14 protein-coding genes are annotated in these 16560 nt (G+C 38.7%); 7 read left to right on the plus strand and 7 right to left on the minus strand.

Annotation, left to right across the window (positions count from 1 at the left end; translation table 11 throughout):
* Positions 1-25: 25 nt before the first annotated feature.
* On the minus strand, positions 26-1672 hold the full coding sequence (locus tag ADHAQ_RS0101670; protein WP_026461451.1) for a toprim domain-containing protein: 1647 nt from the start codon (positions 1670-1672) through the stop codon (positions 26-28).
* Between the two features lie 187 nt (positions 1673-1859).
* Positions 1860-3908: a DUF3945 domain-containing protein gene (locus ADHAQ_RS0101675; RefSeq protein ID WP_026461452.1), complete on the minus strand. Its 2049-nt coding sequence runs from the start codon at positions 3906-3908 to the stop codon at positions 1860-1862.
* Positions 3909-4033: 125 nt separating this feature from the next.
* On the opposite strand from ADHAQ_RS0101675, the gene ADHAQ_RS24205 reads away from it, so the two are divergent.
* Positions 4034-4780 (plus strand): M23 family metallopeptidase, encoded by a 747-nt coding sequence (locus ADHAQ_RS24205; RefSeq protein ID WP_051359647.1) that lies wholly within the window; start codon positions 4034-4036, stop codon positions 4778-4780.
* Here ADHAQ_RS24205 and ADHAQ_RS0101685 read toward each other — a convergent pair.
* From ADHAQ_RS0101685 to ADHAQ_RS28295, 5 genes are all read right to left on the minus strand, one after another.
* On the minus strand, positions 4759-5109 hold the full coding sequence (locus tag ADHAQ_RS0101685) for a helix-turn-helix domain-containing protein (protein ID WP_026461453.1): 351 nt from the start codon (positions 5107-5109) through the stop codon (positions 4759-4761). The genes ADHAQ_RS24205 and ADHAQ_RS0101685 overlap by 22 nt on opposite strands.
* A gap of 1 nt (position 5110) precedes the next feature.
* Complete coding sequence (gene mobC, locus ADHAQ_RS0101690) at positions 5111-7213, minus strand: conjugal transfer protein MobC (protein WP_425393675.1); 2103 nt, start codon at positions 7211-7213, stop codon at positions 5111-5113.
* 78 nt (positions 7214-7291) lie between these two features.
* The gene (locus ADHAQ_RS27015; protein WP_051359648.1) at positions 7292-9727 is read right to left on the minus strand and encodes a relaxase/mobilization nuclease domain-containing protein; all 2436 of its coding nucleotides are present in this window, start codon (positions 9725-9727) and stop codon (positions 7292-7294) included.
* Between the two features lie 7 nt (positions 9728-9734).
* The gene (locus ADHAQ_RS0101700) at positions 9735-10178 is read right to left on the minus strand and encodes a plasmid mobilization protein (RefSeq protein ID WP_026461455.1); all 444 of its coding nucleotides are present in this window, start codon (positions 10176-10178) and stop codon (positions 9735-9737) included.
* Between the two features lie 15 nt (positions 10179-10193).
* Positions 10194-10340 (minus strand): hypothetical protein, encoded by a 147-nt coding sequence (locus ADHAQ_RS28295; RefSeq protein ID WP_169727973.1) that lies wholly within the window; start codon positions 10338-10340, stop codon positions 10194-10196.
* 575 nt (positions 10341-10915) lie between these two features.
* Between ADHAQ_RS28295 and ADHAQ_RS0101705 the strand changes: the two genes are divergently transcribed.
* The 6 genes from ADHAQ_RS0101705 (at position 10916) to ADHAQ_RS0101730 (ending at position 16552) form a co-directional block, all read left to right on the plus strand.
* Entirely contained in the window at positions 10916-11680 is a 765-nt protein-coding gene (locus ADHAQ_RS0101705) for a ParA family protein (protein ID WP_026461456.1), read from the plus strand.
* A 2-nt stretch (positions 11681-11682) separates the two neighbouring features.
* Entirely contained in the window at positions 11683-12255 is a 573-nt protein-coding gene (locus tag ADHAQ_RS0101710) for a DUF3408 domain-containing protein (protein ID WP_026461457.1), read from the plus strand.
* A 363-nt stretch (positions 12256-12618) separates the two neighbouring features.
* Complete coding sequence (locus ADHAQ_RS0101715) at positions 12619-13377, plus strand: hypothetical protein (protein ID WP_026461458.1); 759 nt, start codon at positions 12619-12621, stop codon at positions 13375-13377.
* A 26-nt stretch (positions 13378-13403) separates the two neighbouring features.
* A complete protein-coding gene (locus ADHAQ_RS0101720) occupies positions 13404-13721 on the plus strand; it encodes a DUF4134 domain-containing protein (protein WP_026461459.1) in 318 nt (105 codons plus the stop codon).
* 11 nt (positions 13722-13732) lie between these two features.
* Complete coding sequence (locus tag ADHAQ_RS0101725; RefSeq protein ID WP_026461460.1) at positions 13733-14056, plus strand: DUF4133 domain-containing protein; 324 nt, start codon at positions 13733-13735, stop codon at positions 14054-14056.
* A 3-nt stretch (positions 14057-14059) separates the two neighbouring features.
* Positions 14060-16552: a TraG family conjugative transposon ATPase gene (locus ADHAQ_RS0101730; RefSeq protein ID WP_026461461.1), complete on the plus strand. Its 2493-nt coding sequence runs from the start codon at positions 14060-14062 to the stop codon at positions 16550-16552.
* Positions 16553-16560 lie beyond the last annotated feature (8 nt).

Below are 16560 nucleotides of genomic sequence, written 5' to 3' on the forward strand. Positions count from 1 at the left end.
CTTACTTAAACTGTTACTTTAACTCCTAAAATTTCGGCTTTACCTGGTTTATTTTTTGGTTCTGGTTATCTGCTTTATCTATCTGGCTGTCTGCCTGCAATACTTCTTTATCTGGATTTGGCTTAACTATTTCTTTCTGGTTTTCCCATTGTAAAACTTCCTTACTTTCCTTATTAGCCTGGCTTAATTGAAACAATTCCTGCAACTGCTCATACCTTCCTGGCTGCAAAATCACGAATTTCAAATCCTGGTAATTCAGCTTATCCTGCTGTTCCTGCTCATTCTTATGGAGATCTTTTTTATTTATATCTATTAACAATTCCGGATTCTTATTAATCAACTTTACTAACTTTAAATCTTCGTTATAATCGTTCAGAACGCCCTTATCCAGCTTCACCTTCTGTTCTAAACCTGCTGCCTGAACTAATGCTTTATTAAATTGATGCATTGCAAAATACGTTGTCGGAATCTCGACTAAAAACTGGTTTCCTTCTATTTTAAATTTAATTTTATCTTTTTCCAGCTCATTTTTAACTACTTTCCCTATTTCGCCTTTCTCTATTTCTTTATCTATCTGATCGTTGTAAGGCTTTAATTCTTTTATCAGTTTATCAGCCAAATCCAGCACCTGACCGGGTGCGTCCGCGCCGGGGTTTTGGGGGCTGGTGCTTGCGAAAGCAAGCTTCAGGCTGTTTTTTGGGTTTGCTAAACGTTGGGAGGGGTATTTATCAGCCGTTAATTCCCGGAGAAACATTAAATCATAATACGCCCCTTTCTTGTCGTTATCGTTAGCTAAGACGAACTGGAAATTTTCATCAGTTTTACCTTTGGTTTTGAGCTCCTTTATGGTTTGGATTTGATTTAAGGTTAGATTTCCCCCATAACTTATAAATAAGGTATTATTCTGGTTGCGGAGTTCTCTGTAACTAAGCGCATCAAGGGCGCTTTCGACCATGACCATACGATCCAGCTTTTCGGGCATATTGGACTGCCAAACACCATTGCTGCGATCAGACCCTTCCGCATGGGCCTTATAAGCAGTATTGCGGATTTCCAGACCTACCATTTTGGGATCGTGGGCTAGGTGGTAGGGGAATGCCACATTGGTATAAACCGGCCCCGGCTTGTTTGGGTCCTGGTACTGGACGTTAAAGATGCGGCCAGTAAATTCGGGTTTTTCTAATGTTTCCAGGGCAATACCCCGTTCCCGGAAAAAATCAGTTTTGTAGAGGGGTTTTAGTTTATAATAATCAATTAAAAAATTATGGGCTTCTACATTCTGCAATACTTCCGGATTCACGAGCTGCCGGTTTTGGTGCTTTACAGGTTCCGGTAATTTAAGATAATTATATAAAACAGCATTAACGTTAGCTATTTCACTTTTGGAATTGTCTTTTTTAAACACAGTTTCCAACCGGCGTTTTACAAAATTTATCAGGCTTCCTTTATCCGAATCATCCTCCGGATTCCAGTAGCCCTGGTTAGCCGCATTTTGGGGATTCATGATAATAATGCGATCATTTATGGTGGGATTAAAAAATACAGGTGTCCGGGAGCCTTTTTTAATTTCATGCTGATAACCGTTGGCGGTAGCCAACTCGATTATTGAAATTTCCCGGCGGAAATCTTCAAAGGTTTTGGCCTTCGGGTATTTGCTTTTAAAATCTTCCATGATAAATTTATTTAGCAGGTATAAAAAAAGGGGAAATATTCCCCCCTCTTAATATTTTTCTGTTCTTTTGATTTCCCAAAATGCTAGCAAATCTTGCGTGGCCACGGGGGCAGCTCTCGTTTAATGCGAGCATTAACCCTCCCTTATTCCCCGGATCTTCGCCTGAGCACCGGTTAGGGAGCTAGCATTATAATTTGGGGCCTCCTTTTTTCCTGCCGTTGGACTGTTGCTTTGGTTCTTCCTGTTGTTTGCTTTTAACAGTATCTAAATTCTTTACTGTTTCTGCTTTATTTCCATCGTTATTGGCAGCCACCTGAATTTTATTTTCCGGTTTAACTGTTTCTTTAATGGCAGTGTCTGGCAATGGGCGGAAGGAAAACCCTTTTTTTGCCGGGTCAATCTGGACGGTTGCGGAAAATTCCTGGTTTTTATCGTCCTTCATGCCGGCGATGGCGGTAGGATTACCTTCTTCCAGGGATTTCTTTTGTTCATCGCTTAAAAGAACGCCTTTTAATTCATTCGGTATTTTAATACGTTCGGCTCGTACAGCCACTATTTCTTTTGTGTCTTTGTCTACTCCAATGTAGCCTTTGAAGGAGGAATTAGTTGTTCTATCTATGAGTTCTACTTTTTTGCCCAGGTTCCCTTTTTCTTTCAAAGCCTGCTTATCTTCTTCCGAAAATTCATAACCTAAATAAGATTTTGGAACGGTTAATTCAGCTTTTACACCGTGAAATACCAAAGTTGGTTGCCCCTGGGGATTTTCCACTAGCCTGAACTTCCCATCCAGGGACACCTTTACGCCACCTAGATCACCTTTCATGCCTGTAATTAGGTGCGTTTTTTCCCCGTTTAAAAGGCGTTCCAGGTTGCCTGTCTGTTCCAGAAGATTTCGGGTTAAACCCAGCTTCTCGGCATCCTTCCAGTTAATGTCGTCCAGGTTAAATCTTGGTTGTTGCATATTGTTTAATTTTTGAAACCTTGTAATTTGTGTGGTAGTGTTTTTAGGATCGGCGGTACTCGGTAATATAATTTCCTGGTCTTTTAAAAGACGTATAAAATTTTTTACGTCTGTTAAAAATGAGGTTTTGGGTAGTTCTTCTTCCGGCATTTCCCAATAGCCCTTCTTTTGTTTTAAAGTAAAGGCATGATTGCCTTCTGATTCATCGGCAAACTTTTGTAATAGTTTTTGTTGTTCTTTTTCCGGAAGATGCAAAAAATCTCTTTCGGACTGGTTCGCTATTCCGGTTATCCCGGTTTTTTCATTTAAGGAATCTAAAGCACTTAAAAAGCCTGCCTTTATTCCTGGTAAATGCTGCTTTAATTCCTGAAATGTTTCTGCTATTGGTTTTGAAATCGGAGCAGCTAATATTTCCAGGTTATTGCGGTTGTAATGGTTTTTAAAATTGAGAATAAAGTTGCCTAAAAAACCTTTATGGGGTATAACCTCCAATAAAGGCAATTGTTCATTTTTTAGATCCTCCGGTTTTTTTAAAACCGGCTTCCCGGTTTCATCTTTGCCGATAATATTAATTTCCCCGGTCTCCTTATTTACAGTGAATAAGTTTTGCGGTTCATTTCTTACTTTTTCATCGTTCTGGATTAGCAAGTTATCTACTTCTTTTTTAATTTCCGCATCTGTTTTAAAATAAGGCATTTGCCGGTCGTCTTTACCTCTTTCCTTTAATTCCTGGGAAAAGATGGCCGCTTCACCGGTACCAATTTCTTTTCCCGAAGCATCGGTTACCCGGTACGGGCTTCTTTCCGTTGATTCGTAGCTTCTTTCTATTTTATATCCTTTATAATTAAATTCGGTACTCTGTGTTAGGTCTTGCTTAGAGGGGTTATCCTGTCTAAAATTTAATTGTTTGTAGGAAAAATACTTTAATGTTCCCAAATCATCAAAACTTACCTTGACTTTTTCTAACTCGTGATCAAATAAAATTTTAATTGTATTTAGTTTTTCAATTTGCCGTTCAATTTCTCTGGGTTGTTTAAAGCCAGGCTTTAAATTGGGGTAGTGATTACCTTCTTTATTGGTTTGCAATTGGAAATTATACCCTCCTGAGATATCCGCTTCAGTATTAATTACGGTAAACTTGTTTTCAGGAAATAGTTTTATACCTATTTCTAACGCTTTTTCCCGTTGTTGTGCTAATTCTTTGTTAGGAATATCTTTTACTAATTGATTGGGATTTTCCAACGCTGGAGTAAGTGTTGTATTTAGCTCTGCCATTTTTGTAAATTTTAAAGTTTAAACCCGATTTTCCCTCTATTTGAAATTTAAATATTTATCTAATGAATTAACATCAATATTTTTTATTCGTATAGAGAATATTACGGATATTTTTTAAAAATGGCATGAAGCAGTTCAACTATTTCTTTGCTTTATTATTTTATTTTTTTTCAGTTAATTATTTACCTGTCCGAGGAGCAGGGCATAATCCGGAATTATTCTCTGATTCCATCCGGTTAAAGCAAGACACTTTAAAAACTTACCTGGTATGGTTACAGAAACAGGTAATCCGGGAAGAACTCAATAAACTGGCTTTGGATCTTTTAAAGCAGGCGGTTACTTATACCGATGTGTACCAGGTGCTGCGTATCACCCGTTGGGATGCTTCCCTTATGCGTTCAATACCGGCCTTAGTTCCGTTGCGGTACGCACAAATTAAAAATTTCCGGATCAGCTCCGGTTTTGGGTTCCGGAAACATCCGGTTAAAGGCGATAATATGTTTCATGGAGGCATTGATATTCCCGCTCCGAACGGCACGCCGGTTTATGCGGTTGCGGATGGAATAGTTAGCCGTTCAGTTAAATATCATAACTCTTTAGGTAATTTTGTTCAGCTTAATCACTACAATGGCTTTATAACTTATTACGGCCATTTATTGCGGTTTATCGTGCACCCCGGGCAATCGGTTAAACAAGGTCAGATAATTGGGTATGTGGGTGAATCCGGTCTTACAACCGGAAATCACTTACATTATATTTTAATTAAAAATGGTTTGGCTTTAGACCCTTATCCTTTTTGCTTCTTAATGTACGAACGCTATAAAGCGGAAGAAAAGCTTGCAAAATCCTCTCAATCTAGTTTCTCAAAATAGTTGTCCAGTTCGTCTTTTACTTCTTCCGTACCTATTTTTAATTTAAATTTTGAATTGTCCTCGGCCAGAATGTAATGCAGGTTATAGTTATTTTTTAAATAATATTGCAGCACCACCAACAAGGTGTCGATGGTGCCGCCCCCTGTTTCAATTCGTTGGATGGCACTTTGGTTTAATTTTAACATTTTACCTAATGCCGTCTGTGTTAAGGTGGGTATTATACCTTTTCTAATTTCAAACAATCGTTCTCCTACGGTCTGCTGAAAAGCTTTTCTGTCTTTTCGTTTCTCTTTAATGTTGGCGTTTGGGTGTGGTTTTTCCTTTACCATGTTATTTTTCTTTAATTAAATGATTAACAGTTTCATCGCTCTTGATGCGGTTTATTTCAGCTCCTACCAGTTCTTCTATATCTTTTTTAATTTTAAGATAATTATTGCGGATTATTTCTTCCATCCTGTTTACGCCCTGGTGGTCAGTAAAATTAGTTATATCCGGAATGTCCTGGTATTTGCTTTCTTCTTCTTTTATAGCTTTCACGTCTATTTTGATAGTTGCGTGAAATACCTTCTGGTTGATTTCGGCGTCTATATTATCCGCAACTGCTCCTACAAAATCCCCCTGGCTTAGATTGGCTATTTTACTGGCCGGAATCATACTATCCAATTGGGTACTGGTGGAGGTGGAAGTGCTGTCTTTGTTGATAGATACACTTTGTCTTTTCTGCAATATCCTTCCAAACCGTTCTGAAAGTTGTTTGGCACTATCCCCTACTACCTGGCCGGAAAAAATATTGCCGATTGTATTTTTAATAACGGTTGCTTCAGCCCGGCCATAATCCCGCTCCAATTGGCTGAAATCCTGGAACCCCAATAACGTGCTGACCTTGTTGCTCCGGGCGGTGGCAATCAGGTTGTCTAATCCTTTGAAATAAATCGTCGGTAGCTCGTCTATAATTACCGATGATTTCAGTTTATTCTTTTTATTGATAAGCTTGATGATCCGGGCATTATATAAGCCTAATGCTGCGCCGTAAATAGCCTGACGGTCCGGATTATTGCCCACACACAGAATTTTAGGAGCCTGAGGGTTATTCAGATCCAGGGTAAAATCATTACCACTCATGACCCAATAGAGCTGCGGGGAAGCCAGCCGGGACAACGGGATTCGGGCGCTGGCGATCTGGCCTTCCAGTTGCTCCATTGCGCCGCCTTCAAAAGCCGAAACGAATGGTTTAACATAGTTTTCTATTTCCGGATAAGAACCTAAGATCGGGAATATTTCCTCATACTTCCGGCTTAAAAATTCGATGGCGTGGGGGAAAGTACAGAATTTGCCGTTTTCGTATAGCCGTAAAAACCAGATAATGGAAGCCAGGAAATTTATAGGTGATTCCACGAAGAACTCCCCTTGCTTTTCGATCCATTTTTTATTCAGGTTAAGCATAATGGTATAGGCACTTTCATAGGCATCCATAATATCGGTCATCATGGAAGGCAAAAGCGGATTACACCGGTGACTTTTAGCCGGATTGTCAAAATTAATGACGTAAAAGGATGGTTTAACGGGGTACTTTTCGTAATTTTTTAAAAGGGTATTATAAGCAATGCGGGTTAAATCATCGAACTTATAATCATAAATATACATAGCAAATCCTTTGGCAATGTGCTGGCGGATGAACTGGTTAATCACCGCAAAAGACTTTCCCGAGCCCGGTGTTCCGGTAACGCCGGTAGCCCGGAAGGGATTCACCACGTTAATCCAGCCTTTTCTTTTTTTGCCTTTTAATTGGTATTCTGTGGGTAAATTTACGGAGTATTCATTTTCCATCAGGGTTTCTTCCTGGGGGAAAGATTCGTTTTCCTCGTTAAAAATATCTTTCATCAGGTCGTTATTCATCAACCGGGAAAGATATAATCCGCACTTGAGTAATAGCAGATAACCTACCGTTAAAGTGGCGATGTATAAAAACGTGTTTAATATTAAGGCTGTTGGTAATTTTAAAAGCAGGTCGTTTGTAAAAAATAACAATAAACCTAGTACAAAATAAACTGCTATTTTTTTCCCGGTCAGGGTTTCTGATTTTACCCCCCTGGTACCCAAACAGGATAATGCTAGAAATAAGATACTGGCTAATTTGGAATATAGGGAATGGTTAAACATTCCGGTGCCTTTGTTTAATTTTTGTAAGACTGTATCGGCAATCGGGATCGTTAAGGCGTTCTCCTGGAAGGCCGAATAACAAAACCAATAAATGTTTAATAAAAGTAAAAAGATGCTAATGAGGCGGGTAAAGTCCATTAGCTTAGATAAGGCTCTTTGATCTTCGTGCATTTTCTTAAAAGGATTAAATTTTAATTGGTGCTGACTTAGATTGCCGGTATGGTTACCGGGCCAGGTATGAGCCGAAACAAATATAAAAATAAATGCTAGCAAAAAAACGGGAATTGTACCATTTTTTAGGTATTTACTGGATCTAATTGCTAGCATTCCGCTTTCCCTGATGCTGAATGTTTACCAACGTGGTCGGCGGCGTTTTTTTCGCTTTTGCTCCGGTTTATGTTCTTCTTCTACTCCGCTTCCCTGGCCGAATATGGCATCTGTTATCCCATTAAAAATGTTTCCGATGCTTTCTAAAATACTTGCACCGTTTCTGGCCTGGGATTGGTAGCGACTAGTGATTTCCTGGTTTTTCCCTGGATCTCGTAAGGTGTCAGCCGGGTAACCGGCAATTTCCTTTTGAATGATAGGTATTATCGTTTGGGCCTGTAAAGTTCCTTCATTTTTTTCCGGTTTAGTTTTTAATTCGTCATTAATTCGTAAAGAGATTCTATCCCCTAACGTATTATTTATCTTACGAATAAAATCTAATATAGTATAAACTTCCTTCAGATTATTTTTTTGTGCTGCTTGGTTCAGCCGGACTATAACCTCAAATTTAGGTGACACTTTTATTTCACCGGTTTGGAAAGTCCGGAAAACCAGGTTGCGCATACTGGCTGCTGTGTTTTGATTAAAATTGTTTGCTTTCAGGAAGTTGGTTATTTCCGGACCGGCTTTGACATAGGTACTTTCGGGTAAACGGTAATATCCGATATTATAGGATTCTATTGTTCCCTCTTTATTGGGTACCGGTTTAATCATCAGGCCATTTTCCAGCAATTTTGAAACGGTGCCTTGGTAATCTAACCCTTTATCACGGTTTTGAAAAAAGTTAGTAACGTAATTCAGGTTGGCATGGCTGAATAGCAAGTGCCTGTCCGTTTTAGAAAGGAAAGGCACTACCGGAGATTTAGCTAAACTGTTTATTTGCTCTATTGGCAAACTTTTATAATCCCGCTCTGCTTCTGGTTGTGCTAAAACTTTTAATAAGGCTTTATCCTGCTTCCGGAAAATTGGAATTTCTGTTACCGATGCATTTAGCTTCTCCTTGGTGGCCGGTACTTGCAGTAAACTAAAAATACTGGTTTTATCTAAGGTATAACCTACCTCCTGGCTTTTGGCCGCATGAATAATAAGATCCTCTCCTTTTTGCGAAAACGTAATATTATTGGCGTACAGGAAGGTTAATTTCTGCTTTACGGTTAATTCCTTATTCTGCCCGATAAAATCAATTAATGGGGCTGTATTAGCTTTAAAATAGCCGTTCTCTTTCTCCTGAACATTACCCAGCTGCGCCTGCCGGTAGTTAATAAAGTTCGTTACGCTCAGGCTGGCCTGATGGGGGGTAAAATCCGGCAACTGTTTTTGCAATAGCAAAATTAATGTATTTCGCAATTCCGATAAGGCCTTAATGATGTTGCTTTCATAAAAGAACCGTTCATCAGTTTTCCGGAACCCGTTGTAAATTTGTATCAGTGCATTATTAGATTTTTGCAGATCCTGGCGGGATAGTGTTACCTCCGTAAAGCGGTTATTTAAAGTATGAGCAGAAAACTCTTTCCCCAGGGAACGACCATTGATAACGGTTTTGCTCTGGGTATCAATAAAAGTAATTCCGAATAGCCGGTTAGCTTTGGTATGGCGGTAAACTACTTCTATGCCTTGCTTTTTTAAATTCGTTTTAAAATCGGCTTTATTCAGAAATGGGTAAGCTGCCAGCTCCTTGCTTATTTTCTGACTTATAATCGTTTTTAAATTACCCTCCAGGATCTTCTTTTCGTCCTGGCTGAACTTATCCAGTAAAGCAGTATAGCCTACCTTAGAATCAATCTTGCTGGCTTTAATCCGGGTGCTCACCTTCTCCCCTTCCGGATTGATAACTGCATAAAACAATCCCAATGTTTTCTGTGGATCTTTCTCATCCTTTACCTCATCCAGCGTAACGTTATACTGGTTTAACAGCGTTTTAAATTCCGCTAAAGAAGTAAATTTATAGTCTCTGGTAGCTGATCGCACTACGTTGGCAATGGCGCTTTTAGTATCGGTTTTGCCGTACTCGATAGCTTCCACGTTAATCGGCTCAAAGATATTTTCCCTTTTAGCAATTTTTTCACTTGCCTGAACCAGGTTATATTTTAGCTCTATATCTTTCCGGATGGCTTCTGACCGGTAACGCTCGTTGCTGTCGGAAATGTTTTTGCCGTTTAATTGGATGCTCGTGGAAACAATATGAATATGGACGCGCTCTATATCTTCGTGTTTGTAAATGATAAAAGGCTGCTGGCCGAAATTCATACGCTCCATGTATTCCCGACCTATTTCGGTTAGCTGCTCGTCGGTTAGTTTATCGGCAGGATCAGGATTTAACGAGACGTGAAAGGTGGGCTTGCTTATCTTCGGATTTAAATTTATATATGCCTGAAAAGCTTGGATCTTATCTTTTAAAGTCAGGCTTTCCATCGGCTTAAAATCGTTTATTTGTTGCGCATAAAGCACGGTAGATTCTGCCTTTTCATTGTAATTGATAAGGCCGATTATATCCTTTCCATGTATTATTCTTGCAACCATAATGATACTATTCCTGCAACCATCTTTCCCTTAACTTCAATAGTATTTCATTAAACTTACTTTGTTTATTTAACACCATTTCTGTTAAATTTACCAACTTTGAAAGCTCAAACGGTAAGGGTTTATCATTCGTTAATGAGTTTATTTTTTTAACTACCTGGTTATAATTAGTACCAATTGCATTAATTTCTTTGGTTAAAGTTTGGATTTTACTTAATAATTCCAGGCTTAACCCATCCTTTACTTTTATCTTTTTATTAAAAATAAGATCATAATACATATCCGTTTTACTGGTATATGTCGAGTTTTTAAACTGGTTTTCCAATAAACCAAAATCTGCCTTGACTACTTTTAATCCGATCAGGTATTTAGCCAGTTCCTTTTCATCCTTTTTCTTTCGCCCTCCCCTGTTCCTGGGTTTAGGTTCTTCTTTTATTTCCTGGTTTTCCATATCTGATAATTCAATCTAAAAAAGCGACTCCGAAGCTTTTTTCTTTTCTGGCATTAGCAAACCTCGGAGAGCAAGACAGTTTTTGTTTAACAAAAACACATCTTGCTTTTTGCTATCGCAAAACATAGAAGTTATACCGTTTCGCAAAGATGAAAGTTTCATAGTTTACCGGGATTATTAATGCGTGAACTTAAAATTATGGTAAACTGGTAAAGTGGTAAATACTCTTTTTAAAGAAGTAAGCAACCGGTACACTTTTATAAATATGGTAAAATGGTAAATACCACTTTACCTTTATCTGAAATAATTTTAAATTAAAATATAGTAAAATGGTAAATACTGTTTAAAGTAATTCCCAGAAGTATTAATTACTTATTTCGCTATTCATGTTAAATAGTATTTAGGTAAAAGTGTAAAGTGGTAAATATATAATTAAGTAATATAGTATTTATATAAAATAGTAATCTGGTAAATTTTTAAAGTGGTATATACAATAAATAGTAAAACAATAAAATGGTAATTAAGTATTTAGGTATAATAGTATTTATACTATATGGTAAAAGAGTATTTAAGTAAAGTAATAAAGTGGTAAAGTATTTTTTTTCTAAAAGAGTAAAGGAGTAATTAAAAAAATAGGTACTTTTGTTTTTACCATAAATGTTAAAATGATATTTAAATTTTATGGTAAATAAAAGGAATGGTAAAATAGTAAAGGGAAATAATTTAACAATTGCAAAATGGGAAAAGAAACCAAATTTATTTCTTTCTTCAATCAAAAGGGTGGGGTTGGAAAAAGCACGTTTGAAATTATCATGGCTACCTACTGCCATAATATGCTTGGTTTAAAAGTAGCGATCCTGGATTCGGATTTTCCTCAACACAATGTATTGAAGTTACGGGAAAATGAAATTAAGTTAATTCAGAAAAGCGAAGTCAACCAGCAGATATTTGCCAGGCTTGGTAAACCTGTTTTCCCGGTTGAAGGAAGTGAACCAGCCAGTGCAGTAGCCGACCTGGATAATTTTCTGGAATTAGAAGCAGGGGAGGAGGCATTTGATATTGTTTTTGTGGATCTTCCTGGTACCGTTAATACTCCTGGGGTATTAAGTACTATTGCGCGGTTAGATCACATTTTTATTCCCATCGTGGCCGATCAGCTCGTTGTTACCAGTTCCCTGGAATTTGGCTTGGTTGTAGCGGAAAAAATTATAGGGCAACCTAACATTAACTTAAAATCGTTGCATTACTTCTGGAACAACGTGGTAAAATCAGAAAAATCTAATTTATATGGGGCAACGGAAGATACTTTAAAGGAATTAGATTTACCCTTTTTATCCCATCAGATTGCCCAAAGTGTTAAATTCCGGAAACCGGAATTCCGCTCTACTATTTTCCCGATGGATCGTTCGTTAATGAAGGAAACCAATGTAGTTCCTTTGATTCATGAAATTTTAGAAATAATAGGTATTAATGTTTCTTCCGAAATACAAACAATTGAATAATTATGGCAAAGAAAGGGGCAAAATTAGATTTTAATGAACAGGATTTGATCGGTTCAATTAGTGGGTTTAAAAGAAACAAACCTGTAGAAACGCCTGCGCCACTACCAGAACAGGGTAGGGGAGAAGGCACCTTGCCAATTACCGAGGACAAACCAACTGCGGATAATGCTACTGGATCTGATTCATCGGATTTATCCGGTACTCCGGTACCGCCTAGAAAGGATCAGCCTAAACCAACCGCTCCGGTTCAAGTAGCTGCTCCCGTCGTAGTTGAAAATAATGATCAAAGTAAAGGGGAGGAAATCAGTAAAGATCAATCCCCGGTTCCTTCCCGACCCAAGGGTAAACTTAAAACCTGGGAATACGACCGGTTTCTGCAACCTACGCCGGGTTTAAAAAAATCTCATTCCTACTTAAGCGATGTGCATCACGGCAAGATTAAAAAGCTTCTTTCCATTTTGGGGAAAAACATTGCTATTGTGGATTACCTGGATAATGTATTATCGGAACACTTTGAAAGGTTCGGGCCCGAAATTCAGGAACGGATCAACAATAATTTTACCAATCAATTCTGATTTATAAGTTATAACTTTTTGCAATTGTAAACGATTATTTTGCAATTGTAAAATACCTTCTTCCTTAGGCTGCATCTGCTTTAAACAGATTGCAGCCTTTTTTTTGCTTATCCCATATATCGCTCTAGTGCGTAAAAAAATATACTTTATATTCATCTTGTAAATAATATTTACCGTATAGGATTAAAAATATAAAATTTTAGGGCTTCTTTAAACTTTTCCCAGAGCTAAATAAACTGTTCTAAAAGGTATGGTTAAAAATAGTTTTAAGAAAATGGGAAGTATCCCCAGGTATTTAAAGGGTTCTTTTTATGTAATTATATTTTAATCCAAAATGTAAATATAGACCTTAATTCTACACTTATGTTTGCTGGCATCTCCTGGGGGCAATTTGGCCTATTCGTATTAGTAGGGGTAATTATCTATTACACAATTATTATTTTGATGTATTACCGGACAGAGCTTTTCAGTAAGTTCTCCCGATCTTCTACTCCCCCTGACCTGGTTCCTACTTCTGCCTCGACACCGGTTTTTTCTGCGGTGGGATCTACACCAGATTATGGCAACTCTTCTGCTCCTTCCCTTATACCTGTGGTTAATGCCTTCACGGCCGGTCCGGTTGTGGGCGCTGTAGCCGATTCTGAAACTGATACCGAAATAAATGAAAGTGAAAATCCATTTGATGAGGATGAAATACCGGTTACAGAGGATCAGGCTGCTGTTGCGGAAACGGCTGAATCCGGTTCTGCCCTGGCTGAAATTCAAGACCATGATTTTTTCCAGGAAGATGATATAAACCTGGAAGAACAATTTATTGCCTTTGAACCCGATGTGGAAGTACCGGAAGGCGGTATTGCAGTAGATGACCTTCACCGTACCGTTGCACTTCTACACCAGGAAGATATTAATCCAGTTGAACAGACTGAATTAGCCGGGAACCTTGAAATTTTAAATGATACCCTTTTGCTGCAAACCGTGATGTCTAATAATTCACGGGCAAGATCCAGGGTAGATCTTCTGTTGGGCCAGAATTTAGAAAAAAGAGATAACGACACCAACCCACCGGTTATTGCGGACTCCTTTGCTGATCTGGATGTGAAGAAACTTATTAATTCTATCTAATAACCTTTAATTAAATTTTTACAACCATGAAAAAGACAAATCAAAAATTATTTAAATGTGCGGTTGCGGTCGTGGCTCTGATATGTCTGGCTCCGGCTGCTTACTCCCAAGGCAACGGCGCTGCCGGTATTGAGCAAGCTACCCAGGAAGTAACCAGTTATTTTGATCCGGCCACAACTTTGATGTATGCGGTTGGGGCGGTGCTTGGCCTGATTGGGGCGGTTAAGGTGTATTCAAAGTGGAATAGCGGTGATCCGGACACGCAAAAAGTAGCAGCCAGTTGGTTTGGTAGCTGCGTGTTCCTGGTAATAGTGGCAACTGTATTAAGATCGTTCTTTTTATAAATCAATTCGCTTTGGCAACTTATAACATTAATAAAGGGATTAACAAGCCGGTCGAGTTTAAGGGTTTAAAGGCGCAATACCTTTTCTATTTCGTAGGTGGGCTTCTGGGTATCTTCCTGTTATTTATAATGCTGTATATAGCTGGAATTAACTCTTATGGCTGCGTGGCGATTGCTCTTGTTTTAACCAGCTTGTTATTCCATTTTATTTTTAAGTGGAACCGGGTGTACGGAGAACACGGCCTTATGAAAAATATGGCTGCCAAAAAGCGACCGAACTACCTGGTGAACAAAGGCAAGTTTTTAAAATATTTAGTTGATAAAGGCAAGAGGTAAGTCATGGGCGTTGTTTATAAGGCTAAAACGTTGGAAGAAAAACTTCCATTGTATAAGGTTGAGCACGATTGCATAATTAATAAGTTCGCAGAGATCACCGTATGTTTTCGGGTTGATCTGAAAGAGATTTTTACTCTCTCCCTGGGCGATTATGAAAGCCTGCAACAAACCTGGATTAAAGCTTTAAAAATACTCCCTAAGTTTACCATTGTCCATAAACAGGATTGGTTTGTAGAAGAAAAATATCGTCCGGATTTCAGTAAGGAAGATTTAAGCTTTTTAGACCGCTCCTTTGAAAGGCACTTCAACGAACGTCCTTTTTTAAATCACTACTGCTATTTGTACCTGACGTTATCCTCTCCGGAAAAGGCGAAAAAAAACAGCATGTGGAGTTCCCTGGTACGTGGCAAACTGATTCCGAAAGAAATAGATTCGCCTGGGGTTATCTCTAATTTCTTTGATACGGTTAGCCAGTTCCAACGCATTTTAACTGATTCCGGCTATGTGGGCCTGGAACGCCTGAAAGAAGCGGATATTATCGGTTCGCAAGGGAAAGCTGGCCTGTTGGAAAGATACCTTTCGGTTAGCCAGGATGATATTATTCCGTTGGCTGATATAGATTTCACGGATGGCCTGCAAATCGGTTCCAAGCATTTTAACTTATTTACCTTGTCCGATATTGACGATCTGCCCGGAATAGTCAGTACCGAAAAGAAATTTGACCGGTTAAGCACTGATAAAAGCAGTTGTAACCTGGGCTTTGCTTCGCCGGTGGGGTTGATGCTTTCCTGTAACCACATTTATAACCAGTACTTTTTTATTGACGATCACGCCGAAAACTTAAAGGATTTTGAGCGTAAGGCCCGGAATTTAAATTCGCTTTCGCTGTATAGCCGGGAGAATGCGATTAATAAAGAATGGTACGACCAATTCCTGAATGAAGCGATCAGCTTTAACCAGGTATCGGTTCGGGCCCATTTTAACGTGTTTTTGTGGTCGGATGATAAAAACCAGTTAAAAGAATACCGGAATTTAGCGACGGCCGGCATTGCTTCAATGGACTGTAAGCCCCGGTTAAATACTAAAGATATGCCTGCTTTATTCTGGGCCGGTATACCGGGTAATGCTTCGGACTGCCCGACCGAGGAAACTTTTTATACATTCCTGGAACAAGCCACTTGCTTTATTAACCACGAAACCAATTATATTTCTTCCAGCTCTCCGTTCGGAATTAAAATGGTAGACCGCATGAGTGGTAAACCAATTCTGGTGGATATTTCAGACGAACCCATGAAAAAGGGTTATACCACGAATCGGAATAAATTTATTTTGGGCCCATCCGGAAGCGGAAAATCATTTTTTACAAACCACATGGTGAAACAGTATTACGAGCAGGGAACGCACGTGCTCCTGGTGGATACTGGTAATTCCTATTTAGGCTTATGCGAATTGATTAACCGCCAAACAAACGGGCAGGATGGCGTTTATTTAACTTACACTGAGCAAAATCCGATCAGCTTTAATCCCTTTTATACCGATGATAACCAATTTAACATTGAGAAAAAGGAAAGCATTAAAACCCTCATTTTAACCCTTTGGAAAAGAGATACCGATATTCCAACCAGAGCAGAAGAAGTTGCCTTATCAAATGCAGTTAATTATTACCTGATAGCTCTGACTGAAAAAAGAGGCATCGTACCGAGCTTTAATACCTTCTACGAATTTGTAAACGGCCCATACCGGTCGATTTTAAAGGAAAAGAATGTAAGGGAAAAAGACTTTGACATTGATAATTTCATCAATGTACTGGCTCCTTATTACCAGGGCGGTGAATATGATTATTTATTAAACTCTACTAAAGAATTAGACCTTTTAACCAAACGGTTTATTGTTTTTGAACTGGATAATATCAAAGATCATAAAATCCTGTTCCCGGTGGTAACGCTCATTATCATGGAAACTTTCATTAATAAGATGCGGCGTTTAAAAGGGGTCCGGAAAATGATATTGATTGAAGAAGCCTGGAAAGCCATTGCCAAGGAGGGCATGGCTGAATATATTAAATATCTGTTTAAGACCGTCCGGAAGTTTTTTGGTGAAGCGGTGGTAGTAACGCAAGAGGTAGATGATATTATCCATTCAGCCATTGTGAAAGACACCATTATCAATAACTCGGATTGTAAAATCCTGCTCGATCAGCGCAAGTACATGAACAAATTCGAGGACATACAGAAATTACTGGGGTTATCCGATAAAGAGAAAGAGCAGATTTTGTCGATTAACCTGGATAATAACCCGGCCCGAAAATACAAAGAAGTATGGATCGGGCTAGGGGGCGTGAAAAGCGCCGTGTACGCCACAGAAGTTTCCCACGAAGAATATTTCACCTATACAACGGAGGAAACAGAAAAAGTAAAACTCTTTGAGTTAGCAGAGAAGAAAGGAAATATGCAGTTAGCCATTACGGAAATGGCAAATGTGGCAAGGGCAAGTTAAATTTAATT

The organism is Adhaeribacter aquaticus DSM 16391, assembly GCF_000473365.1.
In the GTDB taxonomy this organism is placed as follows: domain Bacteria; phylum Bacteroidota; class Bacteroidia; order Cytophagales; family Hymenobacteraceae; genus Adhaeribacter; species Adhaeribacter aquaticus.